Raw genomic sequence first — 22,687 nt, forward strand, 5'->3', positions numbered from 1 at the left:
ACGCTATAGTCTTCACGCATAACCACGACTCAAAATGGTCCAACACTTTTCTCTACGCTAATAGAGAATCCGGTATTCTGATTTTCAGTGAATTGGCTCGTTCGGCGGTTGTGCGCGCAAAGATCTTTTACAGAATTCTGAACTGAATCAGGTTCTGGTCTGTCGTGACAAGCAAGGGGGTTTCGCTATGGTCACCAGAGGTTTCACAGGCCGCGGTCCAGGCGGCGACCAGTCCGATCGGATACCGCCGGGTCAGCATCTCGTGGAGAATTTCCCTGTTCTGACGGCCGGGCCAACGCCGAGCGTGGAGCCCTCCGATTGGAAATTCACCGTCAAGATCGGTCCGAAGCCCGTCAAAGTGTGGAACTGGAGCGAGTTCAACGCCCTACCGAAGACCAAGATGACCCGAGACATTCACTGCGTCACGTCCTGGTCCAAGCTGGATACCGCCTGGGAGGGCGTACTCATCGAAGACATCCTTGCAGATGCAGGGCTCGATCGGCCCACCGATTTCGTCTTGGCGCACTGCTACGATAATTACTCGACAAACGTCCCGCTGGCGGATCTGCTCTCCGGGAAAGCGATGGTCGCCCTCAACTATGCGGGCAAGCCGCTTCCCCGCGATCATGGAGGGCCGGCGCGTCTTCTGGTTCCGCACCTTTACTTCTGGAAGTCCGCCAAATGGGTGAACGCGCTGCAATTCACAACGCGTGACGAGGCGGGCTTCTGGGAGCTGCGCGGCTATCACATCTATGGCGATCCGTGGCGCGAGCAGCGATACACCAATGACTGAAAACGGCGCGCAAATCGCGTGGCAGTCATGCGTGATCGACGAAATCGTCCAGCAAACCCCGAGTATCAAGAGCTTCTTCCTTCGGTTGAGCAAACCGTTCGCGCACATCGCAGGGCAGCACGTCGATGTCCGGCTGACCGCGCCCGGTGGCTACAGTGCGATGCGGAGTTACTCGATTGCGTCTTCGGCAATCTCGTTCCCGACGGTCGAGCTCGCTATCGAGCGCCTGCCGGATGGCGAAGTTTCGCCGTTCTTCCACGATGTCGCGGCGATCGGAGACGAAATCGAGCTTCGTGGTCCGCTCGGCGGCCATTTCCTATGGCCTGAACCTGCCATAGACCCAGTGCTGTTGATCGGGGCAGGCTCCGGCCTCGTGCCGTTGATGGCGATGATCCGGCAGCGCCGCGCACTAGCCCAGGTCGTGCCGACAGCGCTGCTCCTGTCCGCACGAACCGCTGAAGACGTTCTCTTCTCAAAAGAGCTTCATTCCATCGAATGCAGCGATCCGGCATTCGCCTTGGCGCTGGCAATTACGCGCGAGAACCCGATCCGCGCATCGGACTTTGCGCGACGGATCGACGGCGTGATGGTCCAAGAAGTTCTGGCCCGGCTTCACCGAAAGCCCACACAAGTATTCGTTTGCGGGTCCAACGGTTTCGTCAACATCGCGACCGAGGGCGCGCTGCTGGCCGGCCTGGACCCCTCCATTGTCAAAACCGAGCGCTACGGCGGCTAGCGGCGCAAGCTACTTCGCGTCCCGCCGATCGTGGACGTGCAGCCCACGGATTAATTTTGGAGATCATCATGAGCCGCTTTGCCGAACCCGTCTTCATTGCCGCTGGCCTTCGGACGCCTTTCGGCCGCGGCGGAGGCGCGTTGGCTGCCTACGATGCCATCTCTCTGTCCGTGCCTGTCGTGCAGGCGATGGCGGCGCAGGCGGAGCCTGATCTCCTCGTCTGGGGAACCGTGATCCCGAATTTGGGCTGGAGCAATATTGCTCGCGAAACCTGGCTTGATGCCAAGCTCAATCCGACTGTTCCGGCGTTCTCCGTCGTCCTGGCATGCTCGACCAGCATGACGGCGACCTTCGCTGCGGCAGGGATGCTGGGCGGAGGAACCGACCTCACCATGGTCGGCGGGTCCGAAGTCATGAGCCGGCCGTCAATCGCCCTGACGGCCGATGCATCGAAGCGGCTCACCGACCTCTTTGCGCAGGATGCGACCGCCGCGCTTGCCGCCCTCCAGTCTCTGACTCCACGAGACTACGTGCTCCCCACAAAGGGCTGGGCAAACCGGATCACCGGAAGGACGATGGGTGATCATATGGAGGAGACCGCCAAGGCTTGGCGGGTCTCGCGCGTCGCGCAGGATGATTGGGCGCTCAAGAGCCACCAGCGGGCAGTCGCTGGTTGGGAACGTGGCTTCTTCGACGATCTCGTGATTTCGCTGCCTGAGCTGGCGCGCGATGCGAACCCGCGCGCCGATACGTCGCCCGAACGGCTGGCCGCACTCAAGCCCGCCTTCGATCGCGACAGCGGGAGGGGAACCCTGACCGCCGGCAACAGCTCACCGATTACGGATGGAGCCGCCGGGTGTTGGGTCGCTACCGAAGCCGGTGTGGCGAGACTCCCGGCGGGCACCCCCTACGCGCGGCTCGTCGACTACGAGATCTCTGCCGTCGATCTCCACACCGAGGGCCTGCTGATGGCGCCCTCCTATGGCATTCCGCGCCTGCTCGCGCGGCATCAACTCAGCTTCTCCGACATCGCACTCTGGGAAATCCACGAAGCCTTTGCAGCCCAGGTCCTGGCGAACGTCGCGGCCATCACCGATCGGGAGTGGGTGCGCGCGACAGCCGGTGTCCAGGCGGCTATGGGCGATTTTGACTGGGACCGCGTCAATCCCAATGGAGGCTCGGTCGCCCTGGGTCATCCGTTCGGCGCTACAGGCGCGCGCGACCTCAGCCAGGCGGTAAAGGAACTTTGGGCCATGCCGCCCGGATCGCGCGCAATCGTCAGCATCTGCGCCGACGGCGGTCAAGGCACAGTCGCCCTCCTCGAACGCGGCTGACGGTAGATCAACGCCATGACAGCGATCCGCTTCCAACTGTCGGAGACGCGATATGACAACTGATGTGCTGCTGTACATCACGAACTGATGCCCGTTCTGCCGCCGGGCGAAGATGCTCCTCGAGGAGAAGGGCGTGCAATGGAAGGAACTCGATATCGAGGCGGATCCGGTTCACCGGCAGGCCATGACGGAAGCGTCGGGTCGAAACACCGTGCCGCAGATCTTCATCAACGGCACGCATGTCGGTGGCTCCGACGAGCTTTTCGAGCTCGATGTCAGAGGCGAACTCGACAAACTCCTGGGGCGCACGCCGCCCGCCATCTGAGGGGGTGCGGCCTTGGGGCAGACAGCCCGCAAGCCCCGTGCCGGTTGATGAATACGAAAGGAGAGTCCGTTGGTCTCAGCTATCTGGAATGACGCCACCATCGCCACAAGCAACGAGACGGTCGTCGTCGAGGGAAACCACTACTTCCCACCGTCGGCAGTCGATTTTGGCCTGCTTGAGATGAGCCCGCACACGTCCGTCTGCCCGATCAAGGGCACCGCGCGCTACTTCCATGTGCGTGTGGGAGACGCGCTCAACGTGAACGCAGCCTGGACCTATCCAGATCCGACGCCAGGCGCCGAGGGCATCCGGGATCATATCGCCTTCTGGAAAGGCGTGGAGGTTGCGTAGCAGGCGGACAGGTGGCGGCCTCAGCGCCATGTGCAAGCGCCCGCGGGACGGCTTTTCCGCCCATCCCAGGCCGCGTCGGCTACAGGGCTCCGCCCCGGACCTTCTCCGCGGACTGGCGCCGAGGGCCTCGGACCCTTGGGCTTCTGTCGAATCAAGACGACTGGATTGAGATGGAGCATGCCGAGTTCGATGCCGCCTTCGCGCAGCTTCCCGAGGGATACAGCGAAGGCGCCTACGAAGGCCGGCGTTTCGGCGTGACTGTCCGGCGATCCGGTGACGGACGTCGCAACAGCCTGTTCGCCAGGGAGTTGGCCGGGACCGACATTGTCAGCTTCAACCTCTATCGCGTTACATCAGATAGAACATTGCTGAAGCCGTGCGAGATGTCCGCCGAAAAGGTCGTCGCGTTCGTGCTGGATTTCCGACCGGCCCCCTGACGGGCAGGTGGAGGTCCCGGCCGACCGGTCCGCCTGCGACGCCCGGCCCCCCAAGACTGCGCATGTCGCTCAAAGGTATCAAAACTATAGCCACCGGCCATTGGACTTCGTCTGGCAATGAATTCATCTTCTATACATCGCCATCCGTGGGGGAATCGGTGCTGGATCCCGTGTAGCCAGATTGAGAAAGTCTAAGCGATGACGAACAACAATGCCCCTGCGCTTTCCCGGCGTCATCCTTGGCGCTGATGAGCCACCGTTCCCGCCATTGCTGAGACTGGTCGCCAACCAGCTCAAGGTCGGCATCGAAAGCTGGGACGAGTACGGGCAGCGTGAGCAGACCCGACGCGAGCACCTGGTCGAGCTGCAAACGGTGTTCGGCTTCCAGCCGTTCACGATTGGCCACTACCGGCAGGCTGTCCAGTTGCTGACCGAGCTGGCCATGCAAACCGACAAGGGCATCGTGCTGGCCAGAGCCTTGATCGAGCACCTGCGGCGGCAGTCGGTCATTGTGCCCGCCCTCAACGCCGTCGAGCGGGCGAGCGCCGAAGCGATTACCCGCGCCAACCGGCGTCTCTACGACGCCTTGGCTGAGCCGCTGACGGACGTGCATCGCCGTCGCCTCGACGATCTGCTCAAGCGCCGCGACAACGGCAAGACGACGTGGCTGGCCTGGCTGCGCCAATCGCCGGTCAAACCGAACTCGCGGCACATGCTGGAACACATCGAACGCCTCAAGGCGTGGCAGGCGCTCGACCTGCCCTCCGGCATCGAGCGGCTGGTTCACCAGAACCGGCTGCTCAAGATCGCCCGCGAGGGCGGCCAGATGACGCCCGCCGACCTGGCGAAGTTCGAGCCGCAGCGGCGTTACGCGACCCTGGTGGCGCTCGCCATCGAGGGCATGGCCACCGTCACCGACGAAATCATCGACCTGCATGACCGCATCCTGGGCAAGCTGTTCAATGCCGCCAAGAACAAGCATCAGCAGCAATTCCAGGCGTCCGGCAAGGCGATCAACGCCAAGGTGCGGCTGTTCGGCCGCATCGGCCAGGCGCTGATCGAGGCCAAGCAGGCGGGCCGCGATCCGTTCGCCGCCATCGAGGCCGTCATGTCCTGGGATGCCTTCGCCGAGAGCGTCACCGAAGCGCAGAAGCTTGCGCAGCCCGAGGACTTCGATTTCCTGCACCGCATCGGCGAAAGCTACGCCACGCTGCGCCGCTACGCGCCGGAATTCCTTGCCGTGCTCAAGCTGCGGGCCGCTCCCGCCGCGAAGGACGTGCTCGACGCCATCGAGGTGCTGCGCGGCATGAACAGCGACAACGCCCGCAAGGTGCCCGCCGACGCGCCGACCGAGTTCATCAAGCCGCGCTGGCAGAAGCTGGTCATGACCGACACCGGCATCGACCGGCGCTACTACGAACTGTGCGCGCTGTCGGAGATGAAGAACGCGTTGCGTTCCGGCGACATCTGGGTGCAGGGGTCGCGCCAGTTCAAGGACTTCGAGGACTACCTGGTGCCGCCCGCGAAATTCGCCAGCCTCAAGCAGGCCAGCGAATTGCCGCTGGCCGTGGCCACCGATTGCGACCAGTACCTGCATGACCGGCTGACGCTGCTGGAAACGCAGCTCGCCACCGTCAACCGCATGGCGCTGGCCAACGAGCTGCCGGACGCCATCATCACGGAGTCGGGCCTGAAGATCACGCCGCTCGATGCGGCGGTGCCCGATACCGCACAGGCCCTGATCGACCAGACGGCGATGATCCTACCGCACGTCAAGATCACCGAATTGCTGCTGGAGGTAGACGAATGGACGGGCTTCACCCGGCACTTCGCCCACCTGAAGTCAGGCGACCTGGCCAAGGACAAAAACCTGTTGCTGACCACGATCCTCGCCGACGCGATCAACCTGGGCCTGACCAAGATGGCGGAGTCCTGCCCCGGCACGACCTACGCCAAGCTCGCTTGGCTGCAAGCCTGGCATGTCCGCGACGAAACCTACTCGACGGCACTGGCCGAGCTGGTCAACGCGCAGTTCCGCCACCCCTTCGCCGAGCATTGGGGTGACGGCACCACCTCATCGTCGGACGGCCAGAACTTCCGCACCGGCAGCAAGGCCGAAAGCACCGGCCACATCAACCCGAAATACGGCAGCAGCCCAGGGCGGACGTTCTACACCCACATCTCCGACCAGTACGCGCCATTCCACACCAAGGTCGTGAACGTCGGCGTGCGCGATTCGACCTACGTGCTCGACGGGTTGCTGTACCACGAATCCGACCTGCGGATCGAGGAGCACTACACCGACACGGCGGGCTTCACCGATCACGTCTTCGCGCTGATGCACCTCTTGGGCTTCCGCTTCGCGCCGCGCATCCGCGACCTGGGGGACACCAAGCTCTACATCCCGAAGGGCGAAGCCGCCTATGACGCGCTCAAGCCGATGATCGGTGGCACGCTCAACATCAAGCACGTCCGCGCCCATTGGGACGAAATCCTGCGGCTGGCCACCTCGATCAAGCAGGGCACGGTGACGGCCTCGCTGATGCTCAGGAAATTGGGCAGCTACCCTCGCCAGAACGGCTTGGCGGTCGCCCTGCGCGAGCTGGGCCGCATCGAACGTACGCTGTTCATTCTGGACTGGCTGCAAAGCGTCGAACTGCGCCGCCGCGTGCATGCCGGGCTGAATAAGGGCGAGGCGCGCAACGCGCTGGCCAGGGCCGTCTTCTTCAACCGGCTGGGCGAAATCCGCGACCGCAGCTTCGAGCAGCAGCGCTACCGGGCCAGCGGCCTCAACCTGGTGACGGCCGCCATCGTGCTGTGGAACACAGTCTATCTGGAACGGGCCTCAAACGCCTTGCGTGGTCACGGCCAGACTGTCGATGACGCCCTGTTGCAGTACCTCTCGCCGCTCGGCTGGGAGCACATCAACCTGACGGGCGATTACCTCTGGCGCAGCAGCGCCAAGATCGGCGCGGGCAAGTTCAGGCCGCTACGGCCGCTGCAACCGGCTTAGCGTGCTTTATTTTCCGTTTTCTGAGACGACCCCTTGTTTATAAAAAGCGGCAACAAAGCGTCTAACGGCACTGTATGAACCAGTAAAACCAATAGATTGCAGGTGCTCGTAATGTTGCTGAGCAGAACGGCGTTGATTAATGGGTAATGGGAGTTGCTGCTGCAACTGCTGGTTAAGCTGGTCGAGAAATGCACCTAAGGCAGGATGGTGCTGCTTACTGCGTTGATAGCGCTGCTGTGGTTGCAGTGTCTTAAGTTCGATGTATTTGGCAACGGTTCTGCGATTGATATTGAGTTGCTTGGCAATTTGGCGAACAGACAAGCCTTGATGATGAAGACGGCGCGCCTTAATAATGGTTTCCATGTTAATCATTCCCAGGACAGCTCCGCAAAAAACGGAGAGTTTAGCAATAATCAGGGTGGTGCACTTTTAAGTGCCCATACCCTGATTTCCTGGTGCAGTTTTACATGCGCGTTAACAGCCAGCGGTACAAGTATAACTATTTTTGTCAGTAACCGATTAAAAGGTAAGTACAGAGTTTTGGAATGGTCCCTTCTTGTAAAAGGCCAGACGATGCCGCTGCGTTTTACCCGCGATAATCAAGCGCTTTATGGTTTTGCAACAGTATGTGCCGAGTTAGCGGGTGCTGTTCTTGAATCTGGTGAGTGGCAATTAACTGAGAGTCTTCAGCAACAGAGTCGTTATCTCAACTCAAATCGTGATCACGTTGACGACATTGAAAGCAGGAATGCTTCAAGAACTGCTAATGGCATAACCAGGCTTATCTGCTTATCGATACCGGTGATGGGAGACGATTTATAAACACTCAGCGATGATCAGCGAAGTTGTGTTTTAGTTTTCTTGTTGGCACTACATCCGGTATGGCGGCCTTTAATCTGAGAGTGACACTTGGGATAACTGAAAAACTGGCTGTGATTCTGCTGAACGGAGCTTGGTGCTAAGCATGTTGGCGTCATTCAAAGCAAGGTCAACACTGCTATTAACGTTTACGATTATCTGACGGACGTGCTGCTGCGCGTCAACCAACATCCAGTAAGCAAGGTACATGAACTAATGCCGAAGTTACGGAAAGCTCAGTTCGAAAGCGCATTACAGCGTTCAGCTCTATTTAGCAATCCCGATGCTTCGGTAAAATAAGCCACGGAAAATGCTCCGGAGGCCGCATGCACACTAAATAGATGACGTTAGACGAAGAGTTGGATTTAAACGAGCAAATTATAGAGCCTGCGACCGGAAAAGCCAAAAGTTTATAAATACAGCTAAAACTCAAATCAAGCAGGCGAATATTGTACAAAACAATACCATTGCTACAGAGATAACTTCAAGTCTGACAGATCTATGCTAGAGTTAAATCAACGATTTAATTCATTTTTCTATGCAGGATCTTTGAAAAATGCAGTAGAAAAACGGAGAAGTACATGACCTTTAGTTTAGCTCAAACAGCTAGTGCAGAAACCACACTAAAAGCACCTGCTGAAGCAGATCAGAACCTGCGGGATATCACTGAACTGGCGTGTTATATCTGTGATGCACCAGTGGCTATGGTGACGCGAACCGATGACACAAAGCTGAATCTAATTGCAAAAGTTGGTATTTCGCGTACCTCTGTATTAATTAAAGAGTCCTTTTGCGTGTATGCAATGGAAACACCTGATGCGGTAATGGTGGTCCCTGACGCTACTTTAGATCACAGATTCAGTACCAATGCTATGGTGATTTCAGGACCTGGCTACCGATTTTATGCTGGCTCGCCGCTGATTGATCCCGAAGGTGCAGTGATTGGTACTATTTGTGTCTATGATCATGTTCCTAAGCAGCTGAACCAGCGGCAGATAAGCTCTTTGCAGGCTCTGTCCAGACAAGTGATCGCCATACTGGAGCTGAAAAAAGTCGGCGAACAATTACATAATACCAGCATGACGGATGCGCTGACAGGGGTGAACAACAGAAGAGCTTTTGACCTCAAGTTTGAAGCTGAATTTGCTCGCTGGCAAAGAACAGGACAATCTTTTGTACTGGCATTGATTGATATTGATCACTTTAAGAGTTTTAACGACAGCTATGGTCATGCCGCAGGAGATGAGGCACTGAGTCAAGTCGCGGCTCTGTTTCAGCGCCATAGCAGGAACTATGACTTTTTCGCCCGTTATGGTGGTGAAGAGTTTGTGCTGATCCTGCCAGGCACAGACACAGCGTCCGCAAATAAAACACTGGAAAAGTTAAGGCTGGTAGTGGCTAACCATGAGTGGTTATTACGACAATTAACGGTCAGCATAGGTTTGGCCAGCGCTGATTTATTTGACGACAAAAAGCAGTTGCTCGAAGTCGCCGATCAGATGTTATACAAAGCTAAAACCCAAGGCCGCAATCAAACCAGTGTGTTCGCCACACTGTAAGAGATCTGTTCATGCTGCGCTGATCTCAAGACCTCATAAAAACTGAGGTCTTGCTTCGGTCGATAAGCTGGTCTGATATTGGCATTATTTATTCCTTTCAAATACATGGGTAATGCGACTTACACAGATTTTTTATGCTCTCTTGGACTCCATGTGAAGGAGATCGTCACATTCTTTACATATAGAAAATAGAGTTCTTTAGCCAGCTGCAATTTCAGATTAACCGATTCGGTAAGCTTTCTGCATTTCCGGAGACAACTTTTTTAGCCAGCTTGAGAGACTGAAGCCTTTTCTATCGGTACTATTTAATTTAGTAAAATACAGATGTTCATCCCAGCGAGGACCGAAATCTACTTCTGCAAGACTTACAAGCTGTTTGTTTCTGCGAAGACGATGCTTTTGATGGTAATCTTCGGCGGGCCAAAAATAACCATTTTGTTCTCCGGCCTCAATCACCTCGGGAGATTTCTCCTTTCCAATCGCTTGAATCAGTTCTTCAGCTACTTGTTTTTGCTCCAGATCAAAAACAAAAAGTATCTGGCGATACTGGCCCTGCTTTCTACCATGAACAGACCATGATTCAAAACTTCCAAGAAGTTCCCTGTAGCTGATTTGGTCTTTATCGTAGATCACTCTGACGACTTCGGCGTGTCCGTTGATGTTGCGGTAACTCGGATCCAGAGTTGATGCTCCAGCGTAGCCAACACGTGTTTGCACTACTCCCTGCGTCCCTCCAAAATTAGAATCCGGTCCCCAAAAGCAACCCATGCCGAAAACCGTTTGACTAAGCTTCCCGATTTTCAATGCTTCTTCGATTGCTTCAGGGGTTGCAAATTCATAGCTTTCAACACCGTCTTCTTTATTCATTTTTAGATCCGACATATTTTTCTCCTAACTTTCAAGAATTGTAGCCACTCCCATTCCTCCCGCCGTGCAAACGACGATAAGGCCACGTTTTCCAGGACCAGCTGAGTGCAGTATCTTTGCTAAAACTCCGACGATCTTAGCGCCAGTAGCCGCAAACGGATGCCCAAGGGCAATGCTACTTCCACGGACATTTAGCTTCGAGCGGTCAATTTTTCCGAGAGGCTCTGATCGTCCCAAACGTGTTTTGCAGTATTCAGCAGACTCCCACGCCTTCATCGTGCAGAGCACTTGTCCAGCGAACGCCTCGTGAATTTCGTAAAAATCAAAATCCTGAAGCTTTAAGCCGTTTCGCTTCAATAATTCACTGACCGCCACAGTTGGAGCCATGAGCAAACCTTCGCCAGCGACGTAATCCACGGCAGAAGTATGAGAATCCACAATCTTGGCCAACAGCGGCCAATTATTCTTTTTAGCCTCTTCTTCGGAAGCCAAAAGAACGGTGGACGAGCCATCCGTGAGTGAACTCGAGTTGCCTGCCGTCAGAGTTCCTTTTTCGGATCGATCAAATGCTGGCTTTAGCTTTGCCAACTTCTCTAAAGTCGTATCGCCACGCATGATTCCATCCGTACTTTTTCCTAAAAATGGAAAAACGAGATCGGCATAAAAGCCGTCTTTGTACGCTTTCGCGGCGTTCAGATGGCTTGCCAGAGCCAGCTCGTCTTGCTCTTGCCGGGAAATTTTCCATTCTTTGACCATCAACTCACAATGTTCACCCATTGACTTCCCTGTTCGCGGTTCAACGACGGCGGGTGGCACGGGTTTTAAATCGCTCGGCCTAAAGCTCAAAAAGATTCTTAGTTTCTCGCCGAGTGTTCTGGCCGAATTCAATGCAACGAGCTTCTGCGAGAACGAACGAGTCACCATAATTGGCAAGTCGCTATTGCTATCCACGCCGCCCGCAATACCGCTCTCGATTTGGTAGCTGGATATTTTGTGTGCGATCTGAATCGTAGTTTCTAAACTGGTACCGCAAGCCCGCTGCACGTTATATGCTGGCGTATTCGGATGTAAGCCAGAAGCCTGAACAACTTCACGCGCAAAGTTCCAGTTGGCCGAACTTTGCATGAGTGCACCCAGAGCCACGTCACCCACGACTTTGCCCTTTAAGTTATATCTTTCGACTAAACTTTTCAGGCTAGCGGTCATAAGCTCTGGCGTGGTGACATCTCGATAGGCAGTCATTGATTTCATAAATGGAATACGGACGCCACCTACGACATAAGTAGTTCTCGTTTTCATAATTTCACCTCCGGCTTTGTGTGCCGTTCAAAAACTTCTCCGACCTTCACGTCGTACGATTCAAAAATGTAGTCTTTGCCAAGCATCTTGGCTTTTTTGTGTTCGGGATGCTTATCCCAAGCATCGAAAGCTTCTCTGGTAAGGAACTCGACAATTAGAACATCTTCACCGTTAGGAGAAGAAAACCGCTCATGGCTTCCGTAACCAGGAATGGCTTCGACAAGCGCGGACATCTCGGCGTATCTTCTTTCAAACTCCCCACCGTGCTCCTTGGCAACACGACTGCGGAAAACTGCTATAATCATTGATCTGACTCCTTACTAAGCTAATTACAATCCTCAAAAAAAAGATCTCGTTATTTCATCGAAGCTTCCAACCACTTGTCGAGATCCTTGAACTTGGGGTTTCTCAGCTTCTTTGTCCCAACCAGTATTGTCGGGAAATTTAACTTTCCAGTAGTATAAAGGGATCGCAGTTCATCAGCTGCCGCGTCGTCTTCGTGAACATCTAAAAAATCAAACTCGATTCCTTTTTCTTTCAAGTACGACTGGTAAATCTTGGTTTTGTGGCAGTCCTTATGACCGAACAGCTTAATCCCCACGACCCCCTCCATTTTCTAAAATTACTCTACAAACTTCAACGACTCCGAGTTGATGCAGAATCGAGCCCCAGAGGGCTCAGGACCATCTGGAAAAACGTGCCCTAAGTGGGCTTCGCACACATTGCATAGCACTTCGATTCTTCGTCCGTAAGTCGTGTCCAGTTCATATTGAATTACGTTGTCGGCGACGGGCTCAGAAAAACTCGGCCAACCTGTTCCCGAATCAAACTTAACGTTCGAATCAAACAGTTCAGTGTCGCAGCCCGCGCAGGCATACCGTCCTGCCTCATAAAATGAACAGAGTTCCCCAGTGTGAGGGCGCTCGGTGCCTTTCTTCCGCATGACATTAAATTGAGCGGGCGTCAGAATTTTTTTCCACTCTTCCTCGCTCTTTTCTACTTTTCTAGGAGGAGCGGGAGTGCCGTTATCGAGATAGTTGTTAATGCTTTCCCAGTTGAACATAAATTTGCTCCTTTATTTTTGGGTTTGTTCTTTAGCTATCAATCCACGCGAAGAAGTCAGTCGCGCTACCAATGAATTTTCCATCCACAAAAACTTGCGGAACAGTTTGAAGGTTGGTTTTTTTCTTCAACTCATCATAAGTCTTGGGATCGTCATCCACGCGAATTTGTTTAAAATCAACTTTTTCAGAAGTTAAGTACTCCTTCACGCGTTTACTAAACGGACAATGGTCTTTTGTGTAGATGACAACGTTCTTAAGTTCTTTCATTTTTTCCTCTTTCGTTTGATTCATGGTTTGGTAATACCCCCTAAAAGGGCGGCATCTAAAAGTAGAATCAACACAAGTCCTGCGTTTAGTGCAGGACGCGTGAGTTTGTTAAAGCCATCATACGCGTTTGCGCTGGAGTGAATCCACCGAGCGACATATGAGGACGGTTGTTATTGTAACACCACAGCCACTGTGTCGCCTCGATTTGAGCGTGTTCGAGTGACTCAAATAATGTCTGATTGAGCAATTCATAGCGCATGGTTCGGTTAAAGCGTTCAATGTAGGCGTTCTGCTGTGGGTTTCCAGGTTGGATGTAGAGCAGTTTAATGTCGTGCTTTTGCGCCCATTGTTGGTAGTGGTGGCTGATGAATTCAGGGCCGTTGTCCGAGCGTATCGCTTGAGGTTTACCACGCCATTCAATGAGTTGGTCGAGATAGCGCGTCAGCGTGGTTGCGGGGATTGAGAAGTTGATTTCTGCCAACAACCCTTCTCGGTTGTGGTCGTCAATGACGTTGCATGAGCGGATGCTGCGCCCATCCTCGAGGTTGTCGTGGGTGAAGTCGATTGACCACGTCACATCCATTGCGTCGGGCACTTCGAGTGGTTGCGGTGTTTCTCGGTCAAGGCGTTTGTTGGGAATCAGGCGCAAGTTGAGCCCGAGTTTGCAGTAAATGCGGTAGATGCGTTTGTGGTTGTATTTCCAGCCCAAGACGTTGCGGATGTGCAGGTAGCATAATCGAAAGCCCCATGTGTTTTGTCCTTTGGTGGTGGTCAACTCGATCAGTTTAGCGGCTATCATGGCGTTGGCTTGCGCGCGCGTTGGGATGTGGCGAAAGCGTTTTTCTGAGATACTCATGAGTTCGCAGGACGCACGGATGCTGATGTTTTTATCGTTGTGCAGTTGTTGCGCCATCTCTTTACGAGATGACGCGCTTACTTTTTTGCAAGGCACTCCTTGAGGATGTCGGTGTGCAGCTGGGATTCGGCATAGAGTTTTTTCAGGCGCGTGTTCTCGGCTTCTAAGGCTTTGAGGCGGCTCATGAGGTTTGCGTCCATGCCTGCGTATTTGCTGCGCCATTTGTAGAAGGTGGCACTGCTGATGCCATGCTCACGACACAGTGCGGGTACGGGTACGCCTGACTCGGCTTGTTTTAGAATGCTGGCGATTTGGCTGTCGCTGAATTTGGATACTTTCATGTAAAACTCCTTTGGGTTAGTTTAAAGGGTTCTACTTTTAGGTGCTGGCTTTTTTAGGGGGTATTACCGTTTAATCTCTCTCAAAATGGCACGTGTACCCGTGGGGATTCTTCTTCAAATAGTTTTGGTGATACTCCTCAGCGTCATAAAACTCTTTTTCCAAGGCTACCGTCGTGACCACGGGATTCTCGAAGCGACCGATCTCATTGACCTCATCAATCACGTTTTCGATAATCGCTTTCTGTGCATCGTCACGATAGAACGCTGCCGAGCGATACGAAGTGCCAACATCATTTCCTTGGCGATTCTTCGTAGTCGGATCATGGATTTTGAAAAAGTAATGTAGAATCTCTTCGAGAGATATTTCGTCTTGGTCGTATTCCACGCGAACCGCTTCGGCGTGCCCCGTTTTCCCTGTTATAATATCGGCGTAGGTAGGATCATCAAAATCTCCGCCAGTGTAGCCCACCTTCGTTGACGTCACACCGTCCAGACTCCTAAGGAGGTCTTCGAGACCCCAAAAACACCCTCCGGCAACGATCACATAATCTAGTTTCATAAAGCCTCCTTAGTTTTCATCCACTTACTGATTAGACTGACTTTACAGCATGTAAAATAGATATAATATGTTCAATAGTTCGTATAACATGACCTATTGGACAGTTTACGTAGGAGCTATATATGGATGTTCTCAGTGAAATTTTAGATAAGGTAGAGCTTACTAGCAGCTACTGGTATAGAACCTCATTTGCGGGAGACTGGGGCATCAGCCTCCCGCAGGAAGAGAATCTAGCGAGATTTCTCATCGTGACTCATGGCGAGTTTTGGTATGAGGTGCCAAAACTTAAACTTAAAGCATTGGCGGAGCAGGGCGATATTTTGATCTTTTTCAAAGGGATGGAGCACACCATGGCCAGTGCACCAAAAATCAAGGCCGAGCCTGCGGTCGAATTTAGAGCTAAAGCCAACCTCACCGAAGCTCAAGTTTTGGAATACGGTGATCAGAGCAAGCTCAAAGCCAACGTCGTTTGCGGACATTTTTGTTTTAATGGCGGACCCGATCATCCATTCTTAAATTCGCTGCCAAATGTCGTGCATATCAAGAGTGCTGATAACTCCCACTCGCCTTGGCTTGCCATGCTTTTAAGTATTATAGAGCAGGAAGCAAAATCAGGGCTTCCTGGAAGCAACACGTTAGTCAGAAAGCTGACCGAAATTATCTTCGTGCAAGCGTTAAGAATCCACATGTACAAATCCAATAAAAATGCTGGATTCTTCAAACTGATCGAAAATCCGCAACTCAGCAAAACCTTGGAAGCTATTCATCATAGTCTCGATAAAAAATGGGGTCTTGACGATCTCGCCAGGATTGCGGGGATGTCGCGTACGAACTACAGCGTCAAATTTAAGGAGCTGTCAGGCATGACACCTCTTGATTATTTAACCTATTGTCGGCTTGAAAAAGCAAAGCAGCTGCTTAAAGAATCCGGTAAGTCTGTTCCCGAAGTGAGTGAAGCCATTGGGTATCCGGCACATGAACACTTTCAAAAGTTGTTTAAGAAAAAAATTGGCAAAACTCCTAGCGCGTACAGAAAAGAAAATTCTGAAAAGGTGTAAAAATGAATATCTATAACTCTCCTGTTACCAAAATAGCTTTCTGGGTCATCGTCGTCGGCAGTGTATTCTGTCTTCTTCTCCCTTTATTCTTACCTCTTCTTCCTCTTCACTACTTGAAGGATTATGGCGAAATAGGAGATGCTTTTGGAGGTATTTCGAACCCATTCGTACAGATACTAGGTTCAGTAGTTCTGTTTTTAGCGCTGAAAGCCCAGATTGATGCGAATAGAATCCTTCATCAGCAAATCGAAAAAGAAAACACGAAGGAGCAACTAAGGCACGAGTTAGATCAACTTCACGAACTTTATATGTTCGTCGAAAGAAACATCAAAAATTTTAGTTACGATCAAGAAAAGACCGTTGATGGCAAGACGCAAATGATCCTTCTGTATTCTCGACGTGCGATTAAATGTTTCATTGAGGATCTAGAGAGCTTAGATGTTGATATTCACAAAGATGACGACATTTTAAGGTTCGACGGGGTTAAAGAAATTATGAGCATTTTGAACAGCGTTGACCTATATTTCGACAAAATCAAAGACAGCGAGATTGCACCTTATCATAAGAGTTTTTATAAAACGCTTATGCAGCACGAACTTCTCTTCAGCGTTTTTCCTTATCAAGATCTCGACAATCAAGCGTACCTAAAACAAGAGCATTGCCCAGAGTGTGGTGAATATCATGCAAATTATCCGCCACTGATTTATGACCGGTTACAGAAAATTAAAAAAAGTTTCTCCTGTAGTAGCCACGACTTGACCTGACAGACAGTTATTAGGCTGTCGCTAAAACTGACTCGGTTGTCTGAAATGTCCGATTCAGTTGTTTCTCGATAGCGATATGTTTGCTATCTAAAAAAGTTTGCATGGGTGTTTTACCAAAGCAATGCTTCCCTGAGTGGGTTCGTTGCTCGTTGTAATCCAGCACCCATGCGTCCAAGTCGACTTGTAACTCTTCCAAACTGTTGTATATTTTACGCCGAAATGCGGTGGCGTAGAATTCGTTTTGTATGGTTTTGTGGAAACGTTCACAAATGCCATTGGTTTGCGGATGCTTGACCTTGGTACGCGTGTGCTCAATGTCCTCTAAGTCCAAATATAACTGATACTCATGCGTTTCTCGGTTGCCACAGTATTCACTGCCTCGGTCTGTAAGGATGCGTAACAGCGGTATGTCGTGCGCCTCATAGAACGGTATCACACGGTCATTAAGCAAATCAGCCGAAGTAATGGCGTGTTTTTGTTGATACAGTTTGACAATCGCCAGCTTGCAGTAAGTGTCGATGTAGGTTTGTTGATAAATCCGCCCCACGCCTTTAATCGTGCCGACGTAATAGGTGTCTTGCGAACCCAAATAGCCTGGATGTTCGGTTTCGATTTCACCATGCGCTTGTTTCTCTTCGCGAGCACGTTCGAGTGCAAACAGTTGGTCTTCTGTGAGTATGATGCCGTCTTGTGCGATTTTGGCTGATAATGCTTTGAGTCGCTTCTGGAAGGTTTCTAAGTCATGGCGTAACCAAATGGAACGAACGCCACCACCTGAAACAAATACGCCAACTTTGCGTAATTCATTGCTCACTCGGTGCTGTCCATACGCGGGTTTGTCTATGGCGAAGTTGACCACCGCTTCTTCTATTGACGGGTCGATACGGTTCTTGAGTATCGGTTTACGGCGACTGATTTCTTGTAACGCCGCCTCACCTCCGCGCTCATACAAATCTCTAAACCGATAGTAACTGTCTCGACTAAATCCCATCGTCTTGCAGGCTTTTGAGACACTGCCCAAAGTTTGGGCTAAATTGAGCAAACCTAATTTATTTTTGATAATCTTGTGACTTGATTGAGTGTTCATTTCTGACTCCTTTGTTTCCTATATGATAAACAAAACGTCAGATTAAGTCTTAACTAATACACCTAAGAACCATGATTGATTCAATTTAACGGGTATTCTGATTCCTATGTTTTAAGTATGGCTATAGCATTACGCCAAAACAGCATCAATCCCTGGCTTGCCATTCTCTTACTTAAGGCAAGTAGGATGATGCAAAAGAAAAGATATGCCTCAGTAAGCTTGTCGTCATCAGTATTTACTGCATCAATGGTAATCATGAACTCACTTTCAGGATCAGATTGAGCAAAGTACAGATCCAATTGGTCCAAAATCTTTTGTGTTTTTCTGTGCCCTTGAATCGGAATATGACAACTTAAAACAGCTTTTTTATTAGATAAGAATTTTTCAAAAAGTAGCTTGTTACCCAAATACAGATCTTTAAACCGATTAACGTCATCTCCAGTTACTTTAAGTTCCAACTCAATCAAGTATCTAAGATTTGGTAAACTGAGGACGAAGTTCACTGCCGATTGATTCAATGGTAGTTTGTAATCAACCTTATTCTTACCCGTAACAGCAGTGGCAATGTACAAATAGTTATCTGTGGTAACGTACTGAAAATGCTCAATCGAATCATGTTGTTTTTTATCCAATGAGCTGTTCAGCACCGCTCTGAAGGGTGCCGAGTCGTCCGAAAATATTTCTTGGCATTGTTCAATATCATGATTTGTCCAGTTCCGAGCGAAGATATCATTTTGGGTATCAGCCACATCAAGAACGGCTTTGATTGTACGTGCGAAACACATTAATACACTCCATAATAGTCATACAAAATTTGATCGGGTTTAATAGTTGTCTAAAGAAGCCATTTTAATTTTTAAGATTTAAAGTGTACAATTATTAATTTGAATAATACACCAGTTTTCAAGCGATGACTCAACCTTTCAATATTCCTAAGTATGGCCATGGTGGTGAACGACCTGGAGCAGGGCGACCACCTTCACCCACCACACAGAAACGCATACCCAATGCGCTTTTACCTACCGTGGAGTGGATGATTGAACTGCACCGAAAAGGAAGCAAATTGCCACCAGGCATGATGAAGTTTTCAGCTCCGGGTATAAGTTTGGCAATCCCACTTGCACAGGATCGAGTTAGAGCCGGATTTCCTTCGCCCGCAGAATCATACATTTCCGACGAGCTGGATTTCAATCAATATTTGGTTCATAACCCGATGGCCACATTTGCTGCTTACTCCGGTGGACTTTCTATGGTGGATGCTGGTATTGGCCCTAAAGACTTAATGATCTGCGATCGATCACTGGATCCCGCGCATGGCGATATTATCGTTGCCAACGTTGACAATGCTTTCACGGTCAAACGCTTGGCATTCACATCGTCAGGTATCGAGCTGCGTTCTGAAAACGCGACAGATCCGCACCCCAATATTATTCCAACCTCCGAATCTGAAATCAGCTTTGTCGCTGTCGTAACCTTCAGTATTCGCCAACACAAATTCTTTAGGTAGCCATGTACGCATTGATTGACGGTAACTCATTCTACGCTTCATGCGAGCGAGTATTTCGGCCCGACTGGTGGAATCGGCCTGTTATTGTTTTGTCGAACAATGATGGCTGTGTTGTGGCTCGGTCAGCTGAAGCAAAAGCATTGGGCATTAAAATGGGGGTACCACTATTCAAAATTCGTGACATCACAAAGCAACATCAAGTCGTTGTGTGTTCCTCCAACTATGAGCTGTACGCGGACATATCGAGACGCATGATGCGCACCATTGCAACGTTGGTGCCACAAATTGAGATTTATTCGATCGATGAGTGCTTTGCCGATCTTGCCAATATGAATAGGATTGACAGTTTGGGCAATATAGGTCACTCCATCCGTGATCGTGTACGCAAATGGACAGGCATTCCCACATGCGTCGGTATCGCACCAACCAAAACTTTGGCTAAGTTCTGTAATCATCTGGCCAAAAAGCACTCTCAACTCAAAGGAGTTGTCGATTGGAATGCCTGGGATCCGAATATTCAAGAGCGTGCATTCAAAAGTGAGCCTGTGACTGAAGTGTGGGGCATTGGCCGTCAAATCAGCCAGTCTCTCAATGCTCTGGGAATTAATACGGTTCTTGATTTTGTTCGGGCAGATCCACACACCTTACGCCGGAAATTCGGCGTGGTGATTGAGCGGACGCAACGCGAGCTACAAGGCTATTCATGTCTACAGCTGGAGGATGTTGTACCGAAACGGCAACAAATTATCCGAAGCCGGAGCTTTGGCCAGCCCGTAACCTCGATTGACGGGCTTGCTTCAGCCATCACCCACCATACATCTGATGCAGCGCAGAAACTTCGAGCGCAGGGCAGTGTAGCGCATACGCTTCAGGTTTTCATTGAGACGAATAAATTTAAGCCTGATTTTCCACAATATTCGGGCACAGAGAGCTTTTCCATCCCCTCCGGAACATCTGACACCATCCTTCTCAACAAAAGGGCTCAAAGCGCCTTAAATTCGATTTTCAAGGCAGGATATCAATATAAAAAGTGCGGGGTGATCGTATCAGGGATAGAAGATCAACTGAGTCAGTCGCAGCTGGATTGGATTGATCCGCCGGATGATGACCGACGCATAGCCTTAATGAATACCTTGGATGACATAAATGCTCGCTTTGGGCAAAACAAGGTACAGCTGGCAACTGAGCTTTTGGACAGTTCTTGGCTTATGCGCCGCGACCGACTGACACCAAAGTACACCACGAGGTTTGATCAATTATTGCAAATCAGCTGATGTGTGACCAAAATATGACCAATCTGACCACACCGCTCTATGATTCAAGCGTATAGATTCATACTTTATTTATTACCCACACGGTTATCCACAGAATTTGTGGATAATTTTTTAATGTCTAGACCCAGTGGAGTATTTGATCGTTCCGTCATTATTAAATGCTTCTAAAGTATTTCCTATATATCCAAGAACCCATTCAATATGATCGGGAGAGAGTACAATACATTGTTCTTTATCCTTAAACTTCAGCAGCAATTCCAACATATTTGTTTCTGTGACATACTCATCAAAATCAACAACTAAGTCAGTGGGCTTTATCCATTCGATCTCATCTAATGTAAGTTCAGGTGCATGCTTATACATTACATTTTCCAACGCATCTGGGTTGGGTTTTATTTGATTTGTACTCAAATATGAATGGTATTCAGCGAGCGCCATATTTAACTTGTTAACAAGGTGTGTATTCCAACCGGTAAGAAGCGGAAGCGTGCTACTTTTAAAACGGAATTTAAGTACTATACTGGCAAATTTTTTATCATGAACTAAGGCTGAGACTGCAAAGGTATAAACATCATCTTTACTAATATTCAATTTCGGCTCCAAGTAAAAATTAAATTCAAAATTTTGGCTATCTGGACTTTGGTATGTTGATGTCGGCAGGAGTTAAAACGAAGTTTCTTCCATACAACAATCCTAAACAATTTTTACTATACTACAGATCTACACCTCTATTTTTTAATCTTTTGGGTATGTAACCCTCCCCAAAAACAATCACATTGATAACTAGAGTTTTCCGGTAAGATTTAAACAAACGGAGAATGAAGATGAAGAAATCACGGTTTACAGAAACGCAGATTGTTAAGATCCTGAAAGAAGTCGAATCAGGTCGACTAGTCAAAGAAGTTTGTCGGGAGTACGGTATATCTGAGGCCACCTACTACAACTGGAAAAGCAAGTACGGCGGTATGCAAGCCTCGGACATCAAACGCTTAAAAGAACTGGAAGACGAGAACCGCCGGCTCAAACAGATGTATGCCGAGCTGTGTTTGGACAACCGCATCCTGAAAGACATTGTCGAAAAAAAGCTCTAACGGCAGGTATTCGGCGTGAACTGGTGGGGTAATACCCCCTAAAAGGGCGGCATCTAAAAGTAGAATCAACACAAGTCCTGCGTTTAGTGCAGGACGCGTGAGTTTGTTAAAGCCATCATACGCGTTTGCGCTGGAGTGAATCCACCGAGCGACATATGAGGACGGTTGTTATTGTAACACCACAGCCACTGTGTCGCCTCGATTTGAGCGTGTTCGAGTGACTCAAATAATGTCTGATTGAGCAATTCATAGCGCATGGTTCGGTTAAAGCGTTCAATGTAGGCGTTCTGCTGTGGGTTTCCAGGTTGGATGTAGAGCAGTTTAATGTCGTGCTTTTGCGCCCATTGTTGGTAGTGGTGGCTGATGAATTCAGGGCCGTTGTCCGAGCGTATCGCTTGAGGTTTACCACGCCATTCAATGAGTTGGTCGAGATAGCGCGTCAGCGTGGTTGCGGGGATTGAGAAGTTGATTTCTGCCAACAACCCTTCTCGGTTGTGGTCGTCAATGACGTTGCATGAGCGGATGCTGCGCCCATCCTCGAGGTTGTCGTGGGTGAAGTCGATTGACCACGTCACATCCATTGCGTCGGGCACTTCGAGTGGTTGCGGTGTTTCTCGGTCAAGGCGTTTGTTGGGAATCAGGCGCAAGTTGAGCCCGAGTTTGCAGTAAATGCGGTAGATGCGTTTGTGGTTGTATTTCCAGCCCAAGACGTTGCGGATGTGCAGGTAGCATAATCGAAAGCCCCATGTGTTTTGTCCTTTGGTGGTGGTCAACTCGATCAGTTTAGCGGCTATCATGGCGTTGGCTTGCGCGCGCGTTGGGATGTGGCGAAAGCGTTTTTCTGAGATACTCATGAGTTCGCAGGACGCACGGATGCTGATGTTTTTATCGTTGTGCAGTTGTTGCGCCATCTCTTTACGAGATGACGCGCTTACTTTTTTGCAAGGCACTCCTTGAGGATGTCGGTGTGCAGCTGGGATTCGGCATAGAGTTTTTTCAGGCGCGTGTTCTCGGCTTCTAAGGCTTTGAGGCGGCTCATGAGGTTTGCGTCCATGCCTGCGTATTTGCTGCGCCATTTGTAGAAGGTGGCACTGCTGATGCCATGCTCACGACACAGTGCGGGTACGGGTACGCCTGACTCGGCTTGTTTTAGAATGCTGGCGATTTGGCTGTCGCTGAATTTGGATACTTTCATGTAAAACTCCTTTGGGTTAGTTTAAAGGGTTCTACTTTTAGGTGCTGGCTTT

At 50.6% G+C, this 22,687-nt stretch carries 22 protein-coding genes and 6 pseudogenes; 15 read left to right on the forward strand and 13 right to left on the reverse strand.

What is annotated here, in order from left to right; genetic code table 11:
* The first annotated feature begins 187 nt into the window (after nt 1-187).
* The 7 genes and pseudogenes from ACZ41M_RS03185 to ACZ41M_RS03215 all read left to right on the forward strand — a co-directional run.
* On the forward strand, nt 188-793 hold the full coding sequence (locus ACZ41M_RS03185; RefSeq protein WP_033982388.1) for a sulfite oxidase-like oxidoreductase: 606 nt from the start codon (nt 188-190) through the stop codon (nt 791-793).
* Complete coding sequence (locus ACZ41M_RS03190; protein ID WP_044059343.1) at nt 786-1,529, forward strand: ferredoxin reductase; 744 nt, start codon at nt 786-788, stop codon at nt 1,527-1,529. Before ACZ41M_RS03185 ends, ACZ41M_RS03190 begins: the two co-directional genes overlap by 8 nt.
* 68 nt (nt 1,530-1,597) lie before the next feature.
* The gene (locus ACZ41M_RS03195) at nt 1,598-2,863 is read left to right on the forward strand and encodes a thiolase family protein (protein ID WP_033982398.1); all 1,266 of its coding nucleotides are present in this window, start codon (nt 1,598-1,600) and stop codon (nt 2,861-2,863) included.
* Between the two features lie 100 nt (nt 2,864-2,963).
* Nucleotides 2,964-3,188, forward strand: a pseudogene (locus tag ACZ41M_RS03200) (glutaredoxin domain-containing protein); the annotation flags it as partial.
* Nucleotides 3,189-3,257: 69 nt separating this feature from the next.
* Nucleotides 3,258-3,539: a DUF427 domain-containing protein gene (locus ACZ41M_RS03205; protein ID WP_046092728.1), complete on the forward strand. Its 282-nt coding sequence runs from the start codon at nt 3,258-3,260 to the stop codon at nt 3,537-3,539.
* Between the two features lie 170 nt (nt 3,540-3,709).
* Nucleotides 3,710-3,976 (forward strand): hypothetical protein, encoded by a 267-nt coding sequence (locus tag ACZ41M_RS03210; protein ID WP_018429638.1) that lies wholly within the window; start codon nt 3,710-3,712, stop codon nt 3,974-3,976.
* Nucleotides 3,977-4,193: 217 nt separating this feature from the next.
* Nucleotides 4,194-6,989, forward strand: a pseudogene (locus ACZ41M_RS03215) (Tn3-like element ISPa38 family transposase); the annotation flags it as partial.
* A gap of 6 nt (nt 6,990-6,995) precedes the next feature.
* On the opposite strand, the gene ACZ41M_RS03220 reads toward ACZ41M_RS03215, so the two are convergent.
* The gene (locus ACZ41M_RS03220) at nt 6,996-7,352 is read right to left on the reverse strand and encodes a helix-turn-helix domain-containing protein (protein WP_464730337.1); all 357 of its coding nucleotides are present in this window, start codon (nt 7,350-7,352) and stop codon (nt 6,996-6,998) included.
* Between ACZ41M_RS03220 and ACZ41M_RS03225 the strand changes: the two genes are divergently transcribed.
* The 3 genes and pseudogenes from ACZ41M_RS03225 (at nt 7,317) to ACZ41M_RS03235 (ending at nt 9,406) form a co-directional block, all read left to right on the forward strand.
* Nucleotides 7,317-7,811, forward strand: coding sequence for a hypothetical protein (locus ACZ41M_RS03225; protein ID WP_464730336.1), 495 nt, complete (start codon nt 7,317-7,319; stop codon nt 7,809-7,811). The two genes, ACZ41M_RS03220 and ACZ41M_RS03225, sit on opposite strands and share 36 nt — an antisense overlap.
* Nucleotides 7,812-7,934: 123 nt before the next feature.
* A pseudogene (locus tag ACZ41M_RS03230) lies at nt 7,935-8,147 on the forward strand (transposase domain-containing protein); the annotation flags it as partial.
* Between the two features lie 281 nt (nt 8,148-8,428).
* Nucleotides 8,429-9,406, forward strand: coding sequence for a sensor domain-containing diguanylate cyclase (locus ACZ41M_RS03235; RefSeq protein ID WP_002119794.1), 978 nt, complete (start codon nt 8,429-8,431; stop codon nt 9,404-9,406).
* A gap of 219 nt (nt 9,407-9,625) precedes the next feature.
* On the opposite strand, the gene ACZ41M_RS03240 is transcribed toward ACZ41M_RS03235, so the two are convergent.
* The 8 genes and pseudogenes from ACZ41M_RS03240 to msrA all read right to left on the reverse strand — a co-directional run bounded on the left by ACZ41M_RS03240 (nt 9,626) and on the right by msrA (nt 14,659).
* The gene (locus ACZ41M_RS03240; protein ID WP_223846397.1) at nt 9,626-10,273 is read right to left on the reverse strand and encodes a peptide-methionine (S)-S-oxide reductase MsrA; all 648 of its coding nucleotides are present in this window, start codon (nt 10,271-10,273) and stop codon (nt 9,626-9,628) included.
* 24 nt (nt 10,274-10,297) lie between these two features.
* The gene (locus ACZ41M_RS03245; protein WP_069453486.1) at nt 10,298-11,572 is read right to left on the reverse strand and encodes an acetyl-CoA C-acetyltransferase; all 1,275 of its coding nucleotides are present in this window, start codon (nt 11,570-11,572) and stop codon (nt 10,298-10,300) included.
* Nucleotides 11,569-11,877, reverse strand: coding sequence for an antibiotic biosynthesis monooxygenase family protein (locus tag ACZ41M_RS03250; protein ID WP_002122973.1), 309 nt, complete (start codon nt 11,875-11,877; stop codon nt 11,569-11,571). Before ACZ41M_RS03250 ends, ACZ41M_RS03245 begins: the two co-directional genes overlap by 4 nt.
* A gap of 50 nt (nt 11,878-11,927) precedes the next feature.
* Complete coding sequence (locus tag ACZ41M_RS03255; protein WP_025467194.1) at nt 11,928-12,173, reverse strand: glutaredoxin family protein; 246 nt, start codon at nt 12,171-12,173, stop codon at nt 11,928-11,930.
* Between the two features lie 21 nt (nt 12,174-12,194).
* Nucleotides 12,195-12,635, reverse strand: coding sequence for a peptide-methionine (R)-S-oxide reductase MsrB (gene msrB, locus ACZ41M_RS03260; protein ID WP_000483554.1), 441 nt, complete (start codon nt 12,633-12,635; stop codon nt 12,195-12,197).
* A 31-nt stretch (nt 12,636-12,666) separates the two neighbouring features.
* A complete protein-coding gene (locus tag ACZ41M_RS03265) occupies nt 12,667-12,927 on the reverse strand; it encodes a glutaredoxin (RefSeq protein WP_001076938.1) in 261 nt (86 codons plus the stop codon).
* A 61-nt stretch (nt 12,928-12,988) separates the two neighbouring features.
* Nucleotides 12,989-14,100, reverse strand: a pseudogene (locus tag ACZ41M_RS03270) (IS3 family transposase).
* Between the two features lie 70 nt (nt 14,101-14,170).
* A complete protein-coding gene (gene msrA, locus ACZ41M_RS03275) occupies nt 14,171-14,659 on the reverse strand; it encodes a peptide-methionine (S)-S-oxide reductase MsrA (protein ID WP_464730335.1) in 489 nt (162 codons plus the stop codon).
* Between the two features lie 122 nt (nt 14,660-14,781).
* On the opposite strand from msrA, the gene ACZ41M_RS03280 reads away from it, so the two are divergent.
* Together ACZ41M_RS03280 and ACZ41M_RS03285 are read left to right on the forward strand one after the other, a co-directional pair.
* Complete coding sequence (locus ACZ41M_RS03280) at nt 14,782-15,717, forward strand: AraC family transcriptional regulator (protein WP_464730334.1); 936 nt, start codon at nt 14,782-14,784, stop codon at nt 15,715-15,717.
* Between the two features lie 2 nt (nt 15,718-15,719).
* Complete coding sequence (locus ACZ41M_RS03285) at nt 15,720-16,481, forward strand: hypothetical protein (protein WP_464730333.1); 762 nt, start codon at nt 15,720-15,722, stop codon at nt 16,479-16,481.
* A gap of 10 nt (nt 16,482-16,491) precedes the next feature.
* On the opposite strand, the gene ACZ41M_RS03290 is transcribed toward ACZ41M_RS03285, so the two are convergent.
* A complete protein-coding gene (locus tag ACZ41M_RS03290) occupies nt 16,492-17,568 on the reverse strand; it encodes an IS481 family transposase (RefSeq protein WP_464729930.1) in 1,077 nt (358 codons plus the stop codon).
* Nucleotides 17,569-17,672: 104 nt separating this feature from the next.
* Nucleotides 17,673-18,353 (reverse strand): hypothetical protein, encoded by a 681-nt coding sequence (locus tag ACZ41M_RS03295; protein ID WP_464730332.1) that lies wholly within the window; start codon nt 18,351-18,353, stop codon nt 17,673-17,675.
* A gap of 248 nt (nt 18,354-18,601) precedes the next feature.
* On the opposite strand from ACZ41M_RS03295, the gene ACZ41M_RS03300 reads away from it, so the two are divergent.
* Nucleotides 18,602-19,075, forward strand: coding sequence for a LexA family protein (locus tag ACZ41M_RS03300; RefSeq protein WP_464730331.1), 474 nt, complete (start codon nt 18,602-18,604; stop codon nt 19,073-19,075).
* A 2-nt stretch (nt 19,076-19,077) separates the two neighbouring features.
* The gene (locus ACZ41M_RS03305; RefSeq protein WP_464730330.1) at nt 19,078-20,349 is read left to right on the forward strand and encodes a Y-family DNA polymerase; all 1,272 of its coding nucleotides are present in this window, start codon (nt 19,078-19,080) and stop codon (nt 20,347-20,349) included.
* A gap of 111 nt (nt 20,350-20,460) precedes the next feature.
* Here the strand turns inward: ACZ41M_RS03305 and ACZ41M_RS03310 are convergent, their stop codons facing one another.
* Complete coding sequence (locus ACZ41M_RS03310) at nt 20,461-20,940, reverse strand: hypothetical protein (RefSeq protein WP_464730329.1); 480 nt, start codon at nt 20,938-20,940, stop codon at nt 20,461-20,463.
* 233 nt (nt 20,941-21,173) lie between these two features.
* Here ACZ41M_RS03310 and ACZ41M_RS03315 point away from each other — a divergent pair.
* Nucleotides 21,174-21,434 (forward strand): annotated as a pseudogene (locus ACZ41M_RS03315) (transposase); the annotation flags it as partial.
* A gap of 89 nt (nt 21,435-21,523) precedes the next feature.
* Here the strand turns inward: ACZ41M_RS03315 and ACZ41M_RS03320 are convergent.
* A pseudogene (locus ACZ41M_RS03320) lies at nt 21,524-22,635 on the reverse strand (IS3 family transposase).
* Nucleotides 22,636-22,687: the final 52 nt, after the last annotated feature.

It is taken from the genome of Puribacter membranae, from assembly GCF_055380425.1.